We start from the raw sequence: 16,888 nt of genomic DNA on the forward strand, positions 1-16,888 counted from the left end.
AACTGCTAAATCAGCAGTCTCAGAAAGGGTGGCTTAATAAATCGCTCGCGTAGACGAGGCCACACCGGTTTGTTTTGGCTTGGTACATTGCAGCGTCAGCGCTGTTAAGACATTTCTCGATACTTAAATGGGTATCTTGGCTAAAGTGGTCAACGCCAATGCTTAAACTGATGGTAAAGGATTTATTTTGATAATAGATGGGGGCACAGCAACTTTGCTGTATCTTCAACGCGAGCTGATCGATGCTATCTCGCTTAAAATCCGACTCTATTGTTACGACAAACTCATCCCCACCAAGTCGGTACAATGTCTCAATGTCAGGGTTAAGGTGCTGCTTGATTCGTTTGGCTACCTCGACCAACAAGTGGTCTCCAGCGGCGTGACCAAAACTATCGTTAATTTGTTTGAAGCCGTTGAGATCGATCATCATGACTGACACGTCTTGGATGTCACCGTTGTTAGCGCTACAAATGAACTGATTAAAACAATAGCGGTTAGATACTTGGGTAAGTACATCGGTGACCAATTGCGACTCAGCTGCTTGTTTTGCTATCACTAGTTCGGTGATATCAAGCGCTGAACACTCAATTTCGTCGTTAAGCGCTTCACTACGGTTCACTTGGAAGTAACGCTGTTTATCCCCAACATTTAATGAGTACTTGAAACTGTCTTGGCTAGAGCAATCTTTCAACTGAGCAATGAAGTCCTGTAGCGTGCTCGCTTGATTATGATGGGGGATAAGACGCATGACCTCAGTAAACTTATGATTAGCGCGAACAATTTTTCCGTGTTTAGTATTAACCACAAATAAACAAACCTGAGTCAGATTGTAGGTACGTGAGTAGCGCTCTTCACTCTGTTTTAACTTAGAAATGGTTTCTTTAAGGCGACTACGCATCGTTTCTAAAGCGCGAAAAATGGTTGTTAACTCAATAAACTTGGATTCAGTCTTTGATGGCGTTTGGTAATCACCATTGGCAATTTGGAAAGCGAACTGCTGTAGCTCAGTAAAAGGGCGTTTAAGTGCAGCGGTTAGGGTACGACTAAACAGCAGGGAGATGGCGCAAATAATCGCGAGAAATACCGCAGCATGAGGTACTGCGCGATAGATGATTTGTGTGTAATAGGCGGTATAGTCTTTAATGACAATAAGCTGGCCTATTTGCACGGATTTGTCATTAAAAACAGGGTAGTAAAGTGTCTGACCCTTCGTTGATTCAGAGTTGATGATTTCCGCCATTTTCATACCGTATGAGTATGAGTCCAACGTTACTGAGACAATATAGTCGAGTTGAGAAATACGCGTTGCGACTAACTCAGCTTCGAGTAAATCGAAGTTTATTAATGCTTTTTTTGCGTCATTTTGTTGCTGGGCAATGACACGATGATATTGCGAGCTCTCAGAGTTATGCTGCACATAGATGTCTTTCGCAATACTCAAGCTGCCAAACAAGACAAACGGGATAGTCGTTAGCAACAAATAGTTTTTAATGACGTAGGAATACAGCGTTTTCATGTTGACGTCGCGCAGTGTTGATCTATCTTTTGTGAAATTTGGCTGCTCTTTCCCTTAAGGTCGAGCAGAAGTTGTCTCACAGCATGCCTGTCTGCTTCGCTGAGCACGGTATTCGAGTGATTTAAGGCAATGGAGATCACCCCCTGCTTAACACCAAACTGCTTATGGCTGCCATTCCAAATACCATTTTTAAGCTGCATTAGTGCCGCGTAGACAGCCAGATCAACTTTCTTTTCTAGCGATGCTAGCGTGGTCTCCGGATAGCGCTGAGAATAATCGTAGTCGATACCAAAACTGTAGCCTTTTTCTGAGTGCTTTACGCTCTCGACAACACCTAAACTGGCATAACCGGCAACGGGAAAGATGATGTCGACACCCGATGCAATCATTTGGTCACTAAGGACACTTGCGGCTAGCGTATCTTGCCACGACTGAGCTCCTTGATTTATGTAGCGAGCAGTCACGGTGGTGTTGGGGTTTGAGTCCATGACACCTAGATGATAGCCACAGAGAAACTGATTGATCACGGGGATATCCATACCGCCAACAAAGCCCACCTTATTGGTTTGCGTTTTTCTGCCGGCCAAAAAGCCAATGACATAGGCTCCTTCAGCATGATTGAACGTTAAACCTAGGATGTTAGGAACGTGGTATGCGACGTCGAGTGAAATAAAGCGAGTTGACGGGTAGCGCTTAGCCACTTCGGGGAAGTCGTTAATGGCATTGGATTCCTGAACCACGATAGGGCTAAAACCTTTCTGTGCCGTCTTTTCAAGTTCAGCTAAGTAGCCATTGTTATCCGGTTTGAGCTGAACCCGTGCGACAGTAATCCCTGTGTTTTGCTCGAAACGTCGAATACCTTCGTCGATCAACTGGATATAAGATCCAGGCTGCACTTTACCTTGAAAAATAACCGCTGGCTTGAATGCGTTGTCATCGGCATGACTGGTATGGCTAGCGACCAGTCCCATAACTAAAATGCCTGAAAGTGACAGCCGAAGCTTAAGAGAGGTTAGTGTTGTGGGAGGTTTCTTTACTTTAGCGTTACGCATTATTGTTGTTCACGTTAGCAACTGACTCTTACACTGCAGCTTCAACAAACTGCAATGCTATTAATGATTTAACTGTGGAGTTTATTATCAGTTGCTAGAGCAAACAATGACCTGACTCGCAAAATTTCTTAGTATATGCAGGCAATTGCAATTGAACTTGCGACGAGTCAATTGTTCTAGTGGGCTTAGCTTAGTTTGCTTTCAAGTGCCTCTAGGCGTTGGGTAAGCAACTTAACCTGCTCTTCCAACCGTTGGATTCTATCTTGGTCATTCGGCTGTTGAGCGGCAACTTCTACCTTAGGGACTCGATTCGACTGCTTCCAACTCTTAATCGTTGTAATTAATGCTGGCATAGGTACTGGCGTGCTCATTCGAGCCTTTACCAACGCAACTGTCGGCTCTTTACCTTCTTGGCGCAGGGCTTCAAGCACCTCTTTTAACTCTTGACTGACATCTTGTGTAAGCATAAGACCTCCATTTATTACACTTTGGTGATTTTACTCCGCATGGAGCGAATTGGCGAATGGATTATTTGGTAGTGGCTTGTGCGAGATCTCTCACGCAGAGTGTAAGAGAATCAGTTTGATTTTGTAGTCTTAAGTAATTGACTTTCTATTAAGTTTTTGTATTTATTGGGATTTTGTATTTGTTGCAATCTTGTTTCGACAAGGTTTTTTCTCCAGTTAATTGCCTTAACTCGTGATTGAGGTAAATTAATACCTGTCGGAAGGATGCTGACACGGAACAGGAATAAACCACGGACTTGGTTATCTTCAGGAAGAAGATTGGGTTGACTAGGAAAGTTAACCAGCAAGGAGCAAAGGAACCGGTACGGAAACTGTCGTCGATAGGATATTGACGAAAAGGAATGCAGGACCCCTCTTGGATGAGGTAGGACAGTATCAGGACGATACCAAGGACACCGCTCAAGGAACAAGTGATGTGCGCTAACTAGGATAGTTAGCTGTCAGGAAGATAAGGACACCGCTAGGACGGCGAAGTAAGGATATTGCTGAAGGATTCAGTAACTATTAAGGAAGATGCATGGAGCACCTTTTGTAGCCGGACTGCTGCGAGTAAGACTATAGCCCCGACACGTCAGTGTTGGGGCTTTTCTTAATCAAGAACTTGCCTATATATCGCCTAAAAAACAATCTAGATCAATAACAAACACTTCCAGTTGGTATAACTTTTCGGCTTTGTTTTATGTCAGTGTCACCCTATATTACTCTCGCTTTCATTGCGTGATAACTGGCGTTAATTGAAACAATCTACAGCTTGCTGTCTACAAGGATGTCTTATGACCATAGTGACTCGCCGATCGTTATTAGTCCCTTATAACGAGTCGTTACAATCAGACTTCTTACTTCTTAATTGCTGTGCAAAGAATCGTGCGCAGATGAATGGTCCGCATACAGTTTCGTCCGCAAAGAAACTGTTTGAGCGAGTGCTGCATGATCGCAACATTTACGCCAGAGCGGTACTTGATAGTCAAACCAGAGAGTACATGGGACATGTCTTTATCTCTGATTTGGATAGCGAACCTGAGTTAGGCTATCTTTTTGATAAAGCTTTTTGGGGAAAGGGGATTGCCAGTGAAACGCTAATGGCTTTTTTCCCCAAAGCAGTGCGCGACCTTAACCTTACTCATGTGACAGCAACCTCCAATGTGGATCACCTCGTTTCTATCAAGTTGTTGAAAAAGCTTGGCTTTCAATTCGCTGCCCACAAACGAGATACATTCGGACCTTATGATGAGTTTCTGTTTACATCCGATGTGGCGGAAGGTCAACCTTGGCTAAGTGGAATCCCTGCATAATCAAAGTGCCTTGATAGCAATCATCACCCAAAGAAGAGAATTCGAAGTGATAAATTGAGTGCCAACGCCAGACTCCGTCTGGCGTTTTTAGTTTGTGACCTTTTAACGCAACACTAATCAGTTGCAAATCCATTTGCTCACATTTTCTGGCTGCAATTGCTTTTGCTAGTTCTGCTTGTCGGCGCTGCTGCCAAAAAAGGAAGCAGAGCATAGCTAGAGCGAGTATTGCAAGTAGATCACCGATCATAGCTTAGCCTTTGGTTGCTTGTTGAAGGGAGATAAGCGCAGCCGCTAACTCTTGCGAAGGGCTTGAGTTGAGCAGTGGCAGCAAAATCATTCTTAGCTCAGGTAACATTACTAGGTCGGCAAAGAGCTGATTAAACAGCGCCTGATTACCTGTTTGAGCAAGGCGAAGCAAATACTGCTCGGCGAGTTTCGTGTCAGCTAATAGGTGCCAGCTGCGGCCCGCAATACCGATAAGTACTTCTTGGTGGCTCAATCTAGGAGAATTTAGAATACTGGCAAGTACAGGTGTTGCAATGTCTTGGCTTGCTCCTGCTAAAGCGCGAGACAGCGCGCCAAGTAAGAAAATATCTGGGTCATCGCTGTTAACCTGCTGCATTGCTAACTGCGCAATGCGCTCCGCCAGTTTGTCCGGAATCTGGGTATGCTCCAGAGCGCCTAACAGAGCATACAAAGGCTCATTAGGAAGGTGCGGGAGAGACTTACGCAAATTGACACCATTTTGTTCTTGGCCCAAACGAGCACAAAGATCTGTCACGCCTTGGAGGCCGACTGTGTGCCATTTATCCCAGCCTAAACCACCTGAAAAGTAGTGTTGCGCATGTTCGTAGTATTGGCTGCAAGGGAGATCGAGTTGAGCACGGATCTGGCTATGAAAAACTGCCATTTTGTCTTCAGCAGGTTTGAACGTGTATGGGTTGTTGGCTAATTTTTGTTGCTGCTCTTCGCTCATCTCTTGGCTAATGCGAGTCCCCATTGCCTCGATAACATACTTGAGGAAGTTGCCAATATCAGCTTGCTTAAACAGGCCTCGTTCATCAAGTTCAAATTTCAAAAACCAAATCCAAGGCTGTTTCTGCTCATTCCAATAAGCGATCGCCAGGTGAGCTTTGCGCTGCATCGGAAATGGATAAGGCATAGACCCTTTTTCAACGTCAGCGAAGGTTTTGTTTTCGATTAGGCGGATACGACGGCCAAGATCGAAGACTTGATACTGACAGTCACTGTTAGTGAGTAATTGGGTAAGGGTATGAATGCTGTCCATTGGAGAATAGTCCTAACTTTATTTCTACTATAAATGGTACTCTTAGAGCAATTTTCAAGGCCAGCACGATCGGTTTATGACTCAAGCACAACATTTGTTACACCTTTTGCAGCAACTTTCACCATTAATGGACTCTTTAGGGCTTTGGCAGCAAGAACCTCCGTCTCTTGAAGCTCTCTCTAGTCAAGAGCCATTTTCGGTCGACACGCTTAGACCAGAGCAATGGTTGCAGTGGGTATTTATACCTAAGATGCAAGCGCTCATTGAGCAACAAAGTCAGATTCCTAAAGGGTTTTCGATTACTCCCTATTTTTCCGAATGTTGGAAAGAGCACACTGAATACGGGCCATTACTCACGTTATTGGTGTCTATCGATGAGGTGTGCGCGTAATGCTAGACATTATTTTCCAAGATGAGTATTTCGTTGCAGTTAATAAACCGGCAGGGATGTTAGTTCACCGTAGTTGGTTGGACAAACACGAGACCCAGTTTGTCATGCAGACACTTCGTGACCAGATCGGCCAACATGTGTTTCCTCTCCATCGCCTTGACCGTCCGACCTCTGGGGTTTTGATTTTTGCCTTATCCAGCGAGGTGGCTTCACAAGTGATGCCGATGTTCGCCAATCATGAAATGGAAAAAACATACCATGCGATAGTTCGTGGTTGGATTGAGGAGTCTGGTCGGCTTGACTATGCACTCAAAGTAGAACTGGATAAGATTGCTGATAAGCACGCGAGCCAGGATAAAGAAGCGCAGGAGGCGGTAACCGATTACAGACCTCTTGCTAAGGCGGAAGTGCCGCATAGCACGGGTAAGTTTCCCACAACCCGCTATTGCTTGATGGAAATGAAACCGCTAACGGGGCGTAAACACCAGCTTAGACGCCATATGGCGCATCTACGTCATCCAATAGTTGGTGATACAACTCATGGTGATGGTAAGCACAATAAACTGTTTAGAGACGTATATGAATCGCATAGGCTGTTGCTGCATGCGTCGAGCTTGTCTTTCATCCACCCGTTCAGCGGAGAGAAACTTGTCATCAAGGCGGCTGTGGACTCAACGTGGCAGCGCTTATGTGAAGAATTTGATTGGCAGATGCCGGAAGTGTAGAAGTTCAAAAAAGCCCTCAATTGAGGGCTTTTTGCTTTAGTCAGTCGCTATTTGTCGAGATATTGGCGAATGGAGGCTTCGATGCCTTTACCATCCAAACCGAGCTCCTCATGCAACTCATCTTGGGTACCCTGAGCAATAAACTTATCAGGTAAACCAAGATTAAGGACAGGTCTTAATAGCTTCTCTTTCATTAGGAATTCATTGACACCTGCACCTGCACCCCCGGCAATCGCATTTTCCTCAATGGTCACTAAGACATCGTGGTCGGCTGCTAATTGCTTGATTAAATTTTCATCCAGCGGCTTAACAAAACGCATATCCGCAACGGTTGCGTCAATGGCTTCAGCGGCTTGGAGCGCATTGCCTAGGAAGGTACCAAAGTTGAGGATCGCGACTTTCTGCCCTTCACGAACCATTTTACCTTTGCCGATTTCCAGCGCGGTAAACTCAGGTTGAATCTCAGCACCTAATCCTGTACCTCTTGGGTAGCGCACGGCTGAAGGACCATGATGCTTATGACCGGTATAGAGCATTTGACGGCACTCATTTTCATCACTTGGTGCCATGATGACCATGTTCGGAATACAGCGCATAAAGCTGAGATCAAAGGCGCCTTGGTGAGTTTGACCGTCTGCGCCAACCAATCCCGCTCGGTCGATAGCAAACATAACCGGCAAATTCATGATAGCGACATCGTGAATCAACTGGTCATAACCACGTTGCAAGAAGGTTGAGTAGATTGCCACAATAGGATTATTGCCAGCGATCGCCATACCTGTTGCTAGCGTCACCGCGTGCTGCTCTGCAATAGCCACATCGAAATATTGTTCTGGATACTCTTTAGAAAAGCGCACCATCCCTGAGCCTTCACGCATTGCGGGAGTAATCGCCATAAGCTTAGGGTCTTGAGCGGCCATATCACACAAGAAGTCACCAAAAATCTTAGAGTAGCTAGGTTTTCCCCCACTGCTTTTTGGTAGCGAGTGATGACTTGGATCGAATTTTGGTACGCCATGATATCCAATCGGGTCTTTCTCTGCTGGTTCATAACCTTTGCCTTTCTTGGTCATGATGTGCAGGAATTGAGGCCCTTTTAGCTCGCGCATGTTCTTAAGGGTTTTAACCAGTTCATTAACATCGTGACCATCAATAGGGCCGATGTAGTTAAAACCTAGCTCTTCAAACAAGGTTCCAGGAACGACCATACCTTTGAGGTGTTCCTCCGTGCGGCGCACCAACTCTTTAATTGGTGGCACCCCGGACAGGACTTTTTTACCGCCTTCACGAATTGACGTGTAGAGGCTGCCCGACAGTACTTGCGCTAAATGGTTGTTCAGAGCGCCAACGTTCTCTGAAATCGACATCTCATTGTCATTTAAGATCACTAGCATGTCAGGGTGAACATCCCCTGCATGGTTCATGGCCTCAAATGCCATACCAGCGGTGATCGCACCGTCGCCGATGACGCTTACGACTTTACGGTTTTGTCCTTCTTTACCTGCGCCAATGGCCATGCCGAGTGCAGCGCTGATAGAGGTTGAAGAGTGACCGACTGATAAGGTGTCGTATTCACTCTCTTCACGCCAAGGGAAAGGGTGAAGGCCATCTTTCTGACGAATAGTGGGCAGTTGTTCACGGCGCCCTGTAAGGATTTTGTGTGGGTAGGCTTGGTGGCCTACATCCCAAACTAATTGGTCAAAAGGTGTGTTGTATACATAGTGTAGAGCGACGGTTAGCTCTACAGTTCCTAAGCCTGAGGCCAAGTGGCCGCTTGATTGGCTGACTGATTTTAGTAAATAAGTACGAAGTTCATCACAGAGCTTAGGCAGTACTTCTTTTGGAAGACTACGTAACTCATCTGGCGTATCGGCCAGTGCCAATGTTGGGTACTTTGAAATATCAAGAGTCATATAATTGCGCGCTTATAGTTTAGTTCTTGCGCTCGATGACATATCGGGCGAACTCTTCGAGTAACTCTGTATTGTATGGGATTGCACTCAATGCTTGAAGTGCTTCATTTAACAGAGTGTGAGCTTTGTTAACAGCACCTTCTAATCCAAGCAGAGCAGGATAGGTGCTTTTGTTCAACTCTTGGTCTGAACCTTGAGGTTTCCCTAAGGTTTCAGTGTCACTTATGATATCTAAAATATCGTCTTGAACTTGAAACGCCAGGCCAATTGCATCGGCATATTTGTCAAGAAGCGGCAAAACTTCTACACCTTTGCTGCCCGCTGCCATCGCTCCAAGACGGATAGCACACTTCATTAGGGCGCCTGTCTTGTTACGGTGAATTTCTTCAAGCTCTTGGAGTGAGACATCACGATTTTCTGCGGCAAGGTCCAATGCTTGGCCCATACACATACCCGCAGCACCTGAAGCCTCGGCTAACGCTTTTACCATTTTAATACGTTGTGCCTGTGCATCAGGGTTTAAATGACCGTCTGCCAAAATTGTAAACGCAAGTGTCTGGAGTGCATCACCAGTTAAAATCGCGGTCGCTTCGTCAAATTTAATATGGCAAGTCGGCTGACCGCGACGCAATTCATCATCATCCATAGCGGGTAAATCGTCATGAATCAGTGAATAGGCGTGGATACATTCTACAGCTGCAGCAGGGGTATCAAGCTCTTCCAGCGTGCAGCCCAACATTTGACCAGTAATATAGACCAAAAATGGGCGGGCTCGTTTACCACCAAGCAGCAAGCCATAACGCATCGCTTCAATAAGCGGTTGCTGTTGATGTGGCAAAGTGTTCAACCATGCTTCAAGCTGAGCATTATTACGTTGTTGGAGTGAGGTTAAAGCCTCTTGCATAGGGGAATTCTTCTAAATCAATTATTCTGGCTGAGCGTCAAAGTCACTGAGTGGTGATTGATCATCATTATTTAGCAAAATACTAACGCGCTGTTCCGCGTCTTGAAGTTTGCCTTGACCGGAGCGGGCTAGCGCAATTCCGCGCTCAAACTTTTTCAGCGCATCATCTAAAGCTAAGTCACCATTTTCCAAGCTTTCTACTATAGTATCTAGCTCGTCAATCGTCGCCTCGAAGGTCATATTTTCTGGTTTTTTGCTCGCCATAACATATCTGTGTTGATAAAGATGGACGAAAGTTACCTTAGCCGCTTATGTTGGTCAAATTTAACCGAGTAAAATTGTCAGAAAAATCGAACTAGCTCGGTCATAACAAAGAGGCAGCTCAACAACTGACGTTTGGCTAGTTTACTAGTTGGGATAAGTATCTATATTAGAGATAGAGAAAATACTAAAGATCTGAAGATGTTGCCGATATAATTTGGTAGAAGCTTAGAGATAGCATGAGGAGTGCTTTGTGGATTTAGCAACGCTGGTAGGACTGATCGGTGGTTTCGCTTTCGTTATCATGGCAATGATACTGGGCGGAAGCATCATGATGTTCGTCGATGTGACGTCGATTCTTATCGTAGTAGGTGGTTCAACCTTTGTTGTGTTGATGAAGTTTACTATGGGCCAGTTCTTCGGTGCCGCCAAAATAGCGGGCAAAGCCTTCATGTTTAAAGCCGATGAGCCGGAAGATTTGATTGCGAAAGTTGTCGAAATGGCTGACGCAGCACGTAAAGGTGGTTTTCTTGCCCTAGAAGAGATGGAAATCACCAATAGCTTTATGCAAAAAGGAATAGACTTACTTGTTGACGGCCATGATGCTGACGTTGTTCGTGCGGCATTACAGAAAGACATCGCCTTGACGGACGAACGCCACGATTTTGGGTCGAGCGTATTCCGTGCTTTTGGTGACGTTGCGCCAGCAATGGGTATGATTGGTACCTTGGTTGGTTTGGTTGCCATGCTGTCGAACATGGATGACCCGAAATCTATCGGTCCTGCAATGGCGGTTGCTCTTTTGACAACGCTTTATGGCGCGATTTTGTCGAACATGGTGTTCTTCCCGATCGCAGATAAACTCTCTTTACGTCGTGAGCAAGAAAAACTGAACCGTCGCCTTATCATGGATGGTGTATTAGCAATCCAAGATGGTCAAAACCCTCGTGTCATCGACAGTTACCTGAAGAACTATCTCAACGAAGGTAAACGCGCTCTTGATGTAGATAACGAGTAAGGGTAAGGGTATGGAAGAAGAAGAACCAAAATGCCCGCCCCCCGGCTTACCGTTGTGGATGGGTACGTTCGCTGATCTGATGTCGCTACTGATGTGTTTCTTCGTACTGCTGCTCTCATTCTCGGAGATGGACGTACTGAAGTTCAAACAGATCGCGGGCTCAATGAAGTTTGCTTTTGGTGTGCAGAATCGTTTGGAAGTGAAAGATATTCCTAAAGGTACCAGTATCATCGCTCAGGAATTTCGCCCAGGTCGTCCAGAGCCAACTCCGATTGATGTCATCATGCAACAAACCATCGATATTACTCAGCAGACACTGGAATTTCATGAAGGTGAGTCTGATCGAGCGGGTGGTACTCAGCGTGATCAAGGTAAGTTAACTGGTGGTCAATCTCCAGATACGTCGACTCAGAACAATCAGAACTCGGAATCAGACAGTCAGCAACAGCAGTCGGCTGAAATGTCGCAAGAGCTTGAAACCTTGATGGAGAGCATCAAAAAAGCGCTGGAGCGAGAAATTGAGCAAGGTGCTATAGAAGTTGAAAACCTTGGTCAACAGATAGACATTCGAATCCGCGAAAAAGGTGCGTTCCCTGAAGGGTCCGCCTTCTTGCAACCTAAATTCCGTCCTTTGGTGCGTCAGATTGCGGAACTGGTGAAAGATATTCCGGGTATCATTCGTGTTTCAGGGCATACCGATAACCAAAGAATTGAATCTGAGCTGTATCGCTCTAATTGGGACTTGTCTGCGCAGCGTGCCGTGTCTGTCGCGCAGGAAATGGAGAAGGTTAGAGGGTTCACTCCGCAGCGTTTACGAGTGCGTGGGATGGCCGATACTGAGCCTCTAGGGCCAAATGATACCGAAGCTCAACGTTCGAGAAACCGACGAGTAGAGATAAGTATTATGCAAGGTGAAGCCTTACAAAGTGACGAAGTCCCCGTCATCAATAACTAGGTTTAACCAGAATAAACAAGACGAGCATCACGCTCGTCTTTTTTATGTGCGATGCTTAATGTATAATCTTGCGCCCTTAGAAGGCGGTGACCGTACAATTAGTATGAGTACTTGGCTCACCCGCTCTACGCGAATCTACGAAACTGTTACCTTGTGAAGTGAACTATGAAATTTATCGTTAAGCCCCATCCAGAAATCTTCGTTAAAAGTGAGTCGGTGCGTAAGCGCTTCACCAAGATTCTTGAATGTAATATTCGCAACATTATCAAAAGTCGCACAGAGTCTGTGGCGGTATTTAACCGTCGCGACCACATTGAGGTGACTGCAGAATCTGATAAGTACTACAACGAGACGATCGAGGTCTTAACGCAAACTCCAGGCATCCATCATGTACTGGAAGTACAGCAATCTGAGTTTACTGACCTGCACAATATCTTTGAGCAAGTTCTGGAAATGAACCGTGCCAAGCTTGAAGGTAAAACCTTCGTGGTACGTGCCAAGCGACGCGGTAAGCATGACTTTACTTCAATCGAGCTTGAACGTTACGTCGGTGGTGGCCTTAACCAGGCGATTGAAAGTGCCAGTGTTAAGCTGCGTAACCCAGATGTAACCATCAAGGTTGAAGTGGCGAATGAAAAGCTCAACCAAGTGATTGCACGTCACAAAGGTCTAGGTGGTTTCCCTCTAGGTACCCAGGAAGACGTATTGAGCTTGATTTCTGGTGGTTTTGACTCCGGTGTTTCAAGCTATCTACATATCAAACGTGGTTCTAAGGTGCATTACTGCTTCTTTAACCTTGGGGGGCCGGCTCACGAAATTGGTGTTAAACAGGTTTCACACTACCTTTGGAATAAATATGGCTCATCTGCCAAGGTGCGCTTTATCTCGGTAGACTTCGAGCCAGTGGTTGCGGAAATCTTAGAGAAAGTCGATGACGGCCAGATGGGTGTGATCTTGAAACGTATGTTCATGCGTGCTGCAGGCATGGTGGCAAGTAAGTTCAAGATTGAAGCTCTGGTAACAGGTGAAGCTTTAGGTCAAGTATCGAGCCAGACATTGACCAACCTTCGTCATATCGACAATGTCACTGATACCTTGATTTTGCGCCCACTCATTAACTGGGACAAAGAAGACATCATCAACCTAGCTCGTGACATTGGTACCGAGGACTTCGCGAAGACCATGCCTGAGTATTGCGGTGTGATCTCTAAAAAGCCGACGGTTAAAGCGGTTAAAGCAAAACTGGATGAAGAAGAAGCCAAGTTTAACTTCGATATTCTCGAAGACGTTGTGCAAAACGCGCGCGTGATGGACATTCGCGATATCGCCAAAGAAACTGAGCAAGCTGCCCCAGAGGTCGAGCAAGTTCAAGCGGTAGAGCAACACGCGGTTGTGTTGGATATTCGTAGCCCTGAAGAGGAAGACGATAATCCACTAGAAATCGACGGTGTTGAAGTGAAACACATCCCGTTCTACAAGTTAGGCACTCAGTTTGGTGATCTTGACCAAGCGAAAACTTACCTGCTGTATTGTGATCGTGGGGTTATGAGCCGCCTGCAAGCGCTTTACCTGCAAGAACAAGGCTTTAACAACGTGAAAGTGTATCGTCCATAGAGACTCGGCTCTGACTTGATAAAAGCGCAAATCGACAGGTTTGCGCTTTTTTGTTTGTCTGCATTAGATTGTTGGACAATCTTAGTAAAGAATATACGGCGGGAGCAGGCGTGCATAAAAAAACACCGCCATATAGGCGGTGCTAAAAATTTGACAGACAGGTCAAAATAAATACAGGAAGTATATGTTTTACCTCGATAAGAGCTAAAACGTGGTAGAAACCTACCTAACTCGAAATACGAGTTTGCAAACACAACATCGCAACAATATGCCAATTGATTCAACAGGGAATCAAGCCGTTCTGGCTCTTTGCTGCGGGGTGAAATATAGAATTTCTCTGGTCGTCAGGCAACGGACATTTTATAATGTTTCAGATTAAAAAAACTAATCTATTTTATAGAAGGCCAACATGTCTAGAAGATTGCCTCCGTTAAACTCGTTAAAAGTATTTGAGGCCGCAGCTCGCCACCTCAGTTTTACTCGAGCAGCCGAAGAGTTATTTGTCACCCAAGCTGCTGTGAGTCATCAGATAAAAGCGTTAGAAGAATTCCTTGGCTTAAAACTATTTCGTCGCCGAAATCGTTCTTTGTTACTCACAGAAGAGGGACAAAGTTATTTCCTCGATATCAAAGATATTTTCACCTCACTAGCAGAAGCTACTGATAAAGTTCTTGAGCGCAGTGAGAAAGGTGCTTTAACCATCAGTTTGCCTCCTAGTTTTGCTATTCAATGGTTGGTGCCTCGTTTGGCCGATTTTAATCAGCAGGAGCCAGATATTGATGTGCGAATCAAAGCCGTTGATATGGATGAAGGCTCATTAACGGACGATGTGGATGTTGCCATCTACTATGGACGAGGTAATTGGCCTGGTTTACGTGCCGACAAACTGTATCAGGAATTTTTGATTCCACTCTGTTCCCCATCGCTGTTATTGGGTCAGAAACCATTAGAAACATTAACTGATTTGAAACAACATACGTTATTGCACGATACATCTCGAAAAGATTGGAAACAATTTGCTAAGCAGAATGGTATTGAAGGGGTGAATGTCAATCATGGCCCAATTTTCAGTCACTCGACGATGGTACTGCAAGCCGCGGCTCACGGACAGGGGGTTGCATTGGGTAACAACGTGCTCGCTCAGCCAGAAATGGAAGCAGGGCGATTGATTGCGCCTTTCGATGAAGTCTTGGTCACTAAAAATGCGTTTTATGTCGTTTGTCATGAAAAGCAGGCTGATATGGGGCGTATTGCCACGTTCCGAGATTGGATGCTAGCCAAAGCGCAAAGTGAACAAGAGGAGTTACTGGATGACTAGCTGCTTGATTGATGGCGATAACAATGCACCAATGTTTATTTTTGCCCATGGTGCGGGTGCAGGGATGGATCACGAGTTTATGCAAGCGGTGGCCGCAGGATTGGCCGCAAAAGGTATTAAGGTCGTACGCTTTAATTTCCCTTATATGGTGAAACGCGCTGAGGATGGCAAGAAACGTCCACCAGATCGCGCCCCTAAGCTGCTAGAGGCTTACCAAGCGATTATTGCAGAACATGCCTCATCGCCTGTCGTTATTGGGGGTAAATCCATGGGTGGACGCATGGCAAGTTTGTTGGCTCAGGACTCTTCAGTTGCTGGCGTTGCCTGTTTGGGTTTCCCTTTCCACCCGCCGGGCAAACCAGAAAACTATAAGGGAGCGCATTTAGCAGAACTCTCTACGCCAGCGCTAATCTTACAGGGTGAGCGTGATACCTTTGGTAAGAAAGAAGAATTTGCCGATTTTGCTCTCTCGGACTCCATCAAGGTTGAATTTATTCCAGATGGTGACCATAGCTTCAAGCCACGAAAGCGATCGGGATTTACTGAACAACAGAACATTGCCTTGGCTGTTGACCATTTAGCTCAGTTTATTCTTGAGGTGTACGGTGAAAAGTAAGCATTTACTCACGTTTGGTGGTCTGTTGGCTGGAACGGGTGTGGCACTTGGCGCTTTTGCAGCGCATGGGTTGAAAAAAACACTCTCTCCTTATCTGCTCGAGGTATTTAACACCGGCGTGCAGTATCAATTTATTCATGCGTTGGCGATCTTGCTTTGCGGGGCTTTACTACTCATTAAATTGCCATCGAAGTCACAAAAATATTTCGTCCTCGCCGCGATTTGCTTTATCATCGGCATCTTTTGTTTTAGCGGCAGCCTGTATGCCTTAGCAATAACGGGGATCAAGTGGTTTGGTCCGATTACTCCCTTAGGAGGAATGACGTTTATGCTTGGCTGGGGGATGTTCGTATACGCAGCACTACAGATTAAAGAGGTAAACCAGTGAAACAGTTAATGCTCTATTGCCGCAGCGGCTTTGAGAAAGAGTGTGCCGGCGAAATTCAAGATCGCGCAACTCAGTTAGAAGTGTTTGGTTTTCCTCGCGTTAAGAAAAATAGCGGCTATGTCTTATTCGAGTGCTACCAAGAGGGTGATGCACAGCGTTTGGTCAAAGAGTTGGATTTCAACTCGCTGATTTTTGCTCGCCAGATGTTTGCTGTCGCGGTGGATATTGAAGACTTGCCTCGAGAAGATCGCATCTCTCCTATTCTTGAGCAATTAAGTGATGTCGAGAGTATGCCGCGCTGTGGTGATATTCGTATTGAAACACCCGATACGAATGAAGCGAAAGAGTTACTTAAATTCTGTCGTAAGTTCACTGTGCCGATGCGCCAAGCTTTGCGCGGCAAAGGCATCCTGTTTGCTAAAGACAGCCCAAAGAAACCAGTGCTGCATATCTGCTTTGTTGAACCGGGTCATTGTTATGTCGGTTACTCTCTGCCAAGCAACAACTCACAGTTCTTTATGGGGATACCGCGCCTGAAGTTCCCAGCAGATGCTCCTAGTCGCTCGACACTAAAGCTGGAAGAAGCATTCCATGTCTTTATCCCTCGCGAAGAGTGGGATGAGCGCTTGGCGGCAGGTATGTGGGGTGTCGACCTTGGAGCGTGCCCTGGTGGCTGGACTTATCAGTTGGTTAAGCGTTCAATGTTTGTCCACTCTGTTGATAATGGCATGATGGCTGATAGCTTAATGGATACGGGTCAGGTTAAGCATCACCAAGAGGATGGGTTTAAGTTTGAGCCTGCGCGTAAAAACGTCACTTGGTTAGTGTGCGATATGATTGAGAAGCCTTCACGTGTTGCTCAATTGATGGGGGAGTGGATCATCAGTGGCTGGGCAAAAGAAGCCATCTTTAACCTCAAGCTACCAATGAAAGGTCGCTATGATGAGGTTCTTCAAGATATTGAAAACCTTAAGGTGTTCTTAACTGAGAATGACGTTAAGTTTAAGTTGCAAGCCAAGCACTTATACCATGACCGTGAAGAGATCACCGTACACGTACAGTGCTTATCAAATATTTCTCCGCGTTAATACGCTGTGGAAACCCCAAAAA

Annotated in this window: 18 protein-coding genes; 10 read left to right on the forward strand and 8 right to left on the reverse strand. The window is 45.7% G+C overall.

The features are described 5' to 3' along the window. Window positions 1-19 precede the first annotated feature (19 nt). The 3 genes from RH45_RS15130 to RH45_RS15140 all read right to left on the reverse strand — a co-directional run bounded on the left by RH45_RS15130 (window position 20) and on the right by RH45_RS15140 (window position 3,035). Window positions 20-1,516 (reverse strand): sensor domain-containing diguanylate cyclase, encoded by a 1,497-nt coding sequence (locus RH45_RS15130; protein ID WP_008078605.1) that lies wholly within the window; start codon window positions 1,514-1,516, stop codon window positions 20-22. Further along, a complete protein-coding gene (locus RH45_RS15135; protein WP_008078606.1) occupies window positions 1,513-2,487 on the reverse strand; it encodes a BMP family ABC transporter substrate-binding protein in 975 nt (324 codons plus the stop codon). Before RH45_RS15135 ends, RH45_RS15130 begins: the two co-directional genes overlap by 4 nt. Window positions 2,488-2,753: 266 nt before the next feature. After that, window positions 2,754-3,035, reverse strand: a complete 282-nt coding sequence (locus RH45_RS15140) for a DUF5320 domain-containing protein (RefSeq protein WP_008078607.1) — start codon at window positions 3,033-3,035, stop codon at window positions 2,754-2,756. Between the two features lie 833 nt (window positions 3,036-3,868). Here RH45_RS15140 and RH45_RS15145 point away from each other — a divergent pair. After that, on the forward strand, window positions 3,869-4,387 hold the full coding sequence (locus RH45_RS15145; RefSeq protein ID WP_008078610.1) for a GNAT family N-acetyltransferase: 519 nt from the start codon (window positions 3,869-3,871) through the stop codon (window positions 4,385-4,387). Here RH45_RS15145 and RH45_RS22995 read toward each other — a convergent pair. Next, window positions 4,335-4,634, reverse strand: coding sequence for a DUF3301 domain-containing protein (locus tag RH45_RS22995; protein WP_071986189.1), 300 nt, complete (start codon window positions 4,632-4,634; stop codon window positions 4,335-4,337). The genes RH45_RS15145 and RH45_RS22995 overlap by 53 nt on opposite strands. A gap of 3 nt (window positions 4,635-4,637) precedes the next feature. Continuing rightward, window positions 4,638-5,675, reverse strand: a complete 1,038-nt coding sequence (locus tag RH45_RS15150; RefSeq protein ID WP_008078612.1) for a DUF3549 family protein — start codon at window positions 5,673-5,675, stop codon at window positions 4,638-4,640. 76 nt (window positions 5,676-5,751) lie between these two features. On the opposite strand from RH45_RS15150, the gene RH45_RS15155 reads away from it, so the two are divergent. After that, window positions 5,752-6,066: a YqcC family protein gene (locus RH45_RS15155; protein ID WP_008078613.1), complete on the forward strand. Its 315-nt coding sequence runs from the start codon at window positions 5,752-5,754 to the stop codon at window positions 6,064-6,066. Then, window positions 6,066-6,791 (forward strand): tRNA pseudouridine(65) synthase TruC, encoded by a 726-nt coding sequence (truC, locus tag RH45_RS15160; protein ID WP_008078616.1) that lies wholly within the window; start codon window positions 6,066-6,068, stop codon window positions 6,789-6,791. Before RH45_RS15155 ends, truC begins: the two co-directional genes overlap by 1 nt. 47 nt (window positions 6,792-6,838) lie before the next feature. Here the strand turns inward: truC and dxs are convergent, their stop codons facing one another. From dxs to xseB, 3 genes are read right to left on the reverse strand one after another with little or no spacing between them, the layout of a single operon-like run. Further along, window positions 6,839-8,704: a 1-deoxy-D-xylulose-5-phosphate synthase gene (dxs, locus tag RH45_RS15165; protein ID WP_008078618.1), complete on the reverse strand. Its 1,866-nt coding sequence runs from the start codon at window positions 8,702-8,704 to the stop codon at window positions 6,839-6,841. 19 nt (window positions 8,705-8,723) lie between these two features. Next, window positions 8,724-9,608 (reverse strand): (2E,6E)-farnesyl diphosphate synthase, encoded by an 885-nt coding sequence (ispA, locus tag RH45_RS15170; protein WP_008078619.1) that lies wholly within the window; start codon window positions 9,606-9,608, stop codon window positions 8,724-8,726. A 21-nt stretch (window positions 9,609-9,629) separates the two neighbouring features. Beyond that, a complete protein-coding gene (gene xseB / locus RH45_RS15175; RefSeq protein ID WP_008078621.1) occupies window positions 9,630-9,872 on the reverse strand; it encodes an exodeoxyribonuclease VII small subunit in 243 nt (80 codons plus the stop codon). A gap of 250 nt (window positions 9,873-10,122) precedes the next feature. Here xseB and pomA point away from each other — a divergent pair, with 250 nt between their 5' ends. From pomA to rlmM, 7 genes are all read left to right on the forward strand, one after another. Then, a complete protein-coding gene (pomA, locus tag RH45_RS15180) occupies window positions 10,123-10,887 on the forward strand; it encodes a flagellar motor protein PomA (RefSeq protein ID WP_005476021.1) in 765 nt (254 codons plus the stop codon). Window positions 10,888-10,897: 10 nt separating this feature from the next. Next, window positions 10,898-11,842 carry a flagellar motor protein MotB gene (locus RH45_RS15185; RefSeq protein ID WP_008078623.1) on the forward strand — a complete coding sequence of 315 codons (945 nt, stop codon included), beginning with the start codon at window positions 10,898-10,900 and terminating at the stop codon, window positions 11,840-11,842. Window positions 11,843-12,007: 165 nt separating this feature from the next. After that, complete coding sequence (thiI, locus tag RH45_RS15190; RefSeq protein WP_008078632.1) at window positions 12,008-13,456, forward strand: tRNA uracil 4-sulfurtransferase ThiI; 1,449 nt, start codon at window positions 12,008-12,010, stop codon at window positions 13,454-13,456. Between the two features lie 409 nt (window positions 13,457-13,865). After that, window positions 13,866-14,774 (forward strand): transcriptional regulator GcvA, encoded by a 909-nt coding sequence (locus tag RH45_RS15195; RefSeq protein ID WP_008078634.1) that lies wholly within the window; start codon window positions 13,866-13,868, stop codon window positions 14,772-14,774. Then, complete coding sequence (locus tag RH45_RS15200) at window positions 14,767-15,390, forward strand: alpha/beta fold hydrolase (RefSeq protein WP_008078635.1); 624 nt, start codon at window positions 14,767-14,769, stop codon at window positions 15,388-15,390. Before RH45_RS15195 ends, RH45_RS15200 begins: the two co-directional genes overlap by 8 nt. Beyond that, the gene (locus tag RH45_RS15205) at window positions 15,380-15,778 is read left to right on the forward strand and encodes a DUF423 domain-containing protein (RefSeq protein ID WP_008078636.1); all 399 of its coding nucleotides are present in this window, start codon (window positions 15,380-15,382) and stop codon (window positions 15,776-15,778) included. The genes RH45_RS15200 and RH45_RS15205 overlap by 11 nt, the downstream gene beginning before the upstream one ends. Continuing rightward, the gene (rlmM, locus tag RH45_RS15210) at window positions 15,775-16,866 is read left to right on the forward strand and encodes a 23S rRNA (cytidine(2498)-2'-O)-methyltransferase RlmM (protein ID WP_008078637.1); all 1,092 of its coding nucleotides are present in this window, start codon (window positions 15,775-15,777) and stop codon (window positions 16,864-16,866) included. Before RH45_RS15205 ends, rlmM begins: the two co-directional genes overlap by 4 nt. Window positions 16,867-16,888 lie beyond the last annotated feature (22 nt).

It is taken from the genome of Vibrio sinaloensis DSM 21326 (genome assembly GCF_000189275.1).
In the GTDB taxonomy this organism is placed as follows: domain Bacteria; phylum Pseudomonadota; class Gammaproteobacteria; order Enterobacterales; family Vibrionaceae; genus Vibrio; species Vibrio sinaloensis.

Excerpts from the sequence above, each read along its gene's own strand:
- RH45_RS15185 (WP_008078623.1), top strand. The coding sequence starts at position 10,898 with ATGGAAGAAGAAGAACCAAAATGCCCGCCCCCCGGCTTACCGTTGTGG.
- dxs (WP_008078618.1), bottom strand. The coding sequence starts at position 8,704 with ATGACTCTTGATATTTCAAAGTACCCAACATTGGCACTGGCCGATACG.
- RH45_RS15135 (WP_008078606.1), bottom strand. The coding sequence starts at position 2,487 with ATGGGACTGGTCGCTAGCCATACCAGTCATGCCGATGACAACGCATTC.
- RH45_RS15155 (WP_008078613.1), top strand. The coding sequence starts at position 5,752 with ATGACTCAAGCACAACATTTGTTACACCTTTTGCAGCAACTTTCACCA.
- RH45_RS15195 (WP_008078634.1), top strand. The coding sequence starts at position 13,866 with ATGTCTAGAAGATTGCCTCCGTTAAACTCGTTAAAAGTATTTGAGGCC.
- ispA (WP_008078619.1), bottom strand. The coding sequence starts at position 9,608 with ATGCAAGAGGCTTTAACCTCACTCCAACAACGTAATAATGCTCAGCTT.
- RH45_RS15145 (WP_008078610.1), top strand. The coding sequence starts at position 3,869 with ATGACCATAGTGACTCGCCGATCGTTATTAGTCCCTTATAACGAGTCG.
- xseB (WP_008078621.1), bottom strand. The coding sequence starts at position 9,872 with ATGGCGAGCAAAAAACCAGAAAATATGACCTTCGAGGCGACGATTGAC.
- RH45_RS15140 (WP_008078607.1), bottom strand. The coding sequence starts at position 3,035 with ATGCTTACACAAGATGTCAGTCAAGAGTTAAAAGAGGTGCTTGAAGCC.
- RH45_RS15200 (WP_008078635.1), top strand. The coding sequence starts at position 14,767 with ATGACTAGCTGCTTGATTGATGGCGATAACAATGCACCAATGTTTATT.
- RH45_RS15150 (WP_008078612.1), bottom strand. The coding sequence starts at position 5,675 with ATGGACAGCATTCATACCCTTACCCAATTACTCACTAACAGTGACTGT.
- RH45_RS22995 (WP_071986189.1), bottom strand. The coding sequence starts at position 4,634 with ATGATCGGTGATCTACTTGCAATACTCGCTCTAGCTATGCTCTGCTTC.
- RH45_RS15130 (WP_008078605.1), bottom strand. The coding sequence starts at position 1,516 with ATGAAAACGCTGTATTCCTACGTCATTAAAAACTATTTGTTGCTAACG.
- truC (WP_008078616.1), top strand. The coding sequence starts at position 6,066 with ATGCTAGACATTATTTTCCAAGATGAGTATTTCGTTGCAGTTAATAAA.
- thiI (WP_008078632.1), top strand. The coding sequence starts at position 12,008 with ATGAAATTTATCGTTAAGCCCCATCCAGAAATCTTCGTTAAAAGTGAG.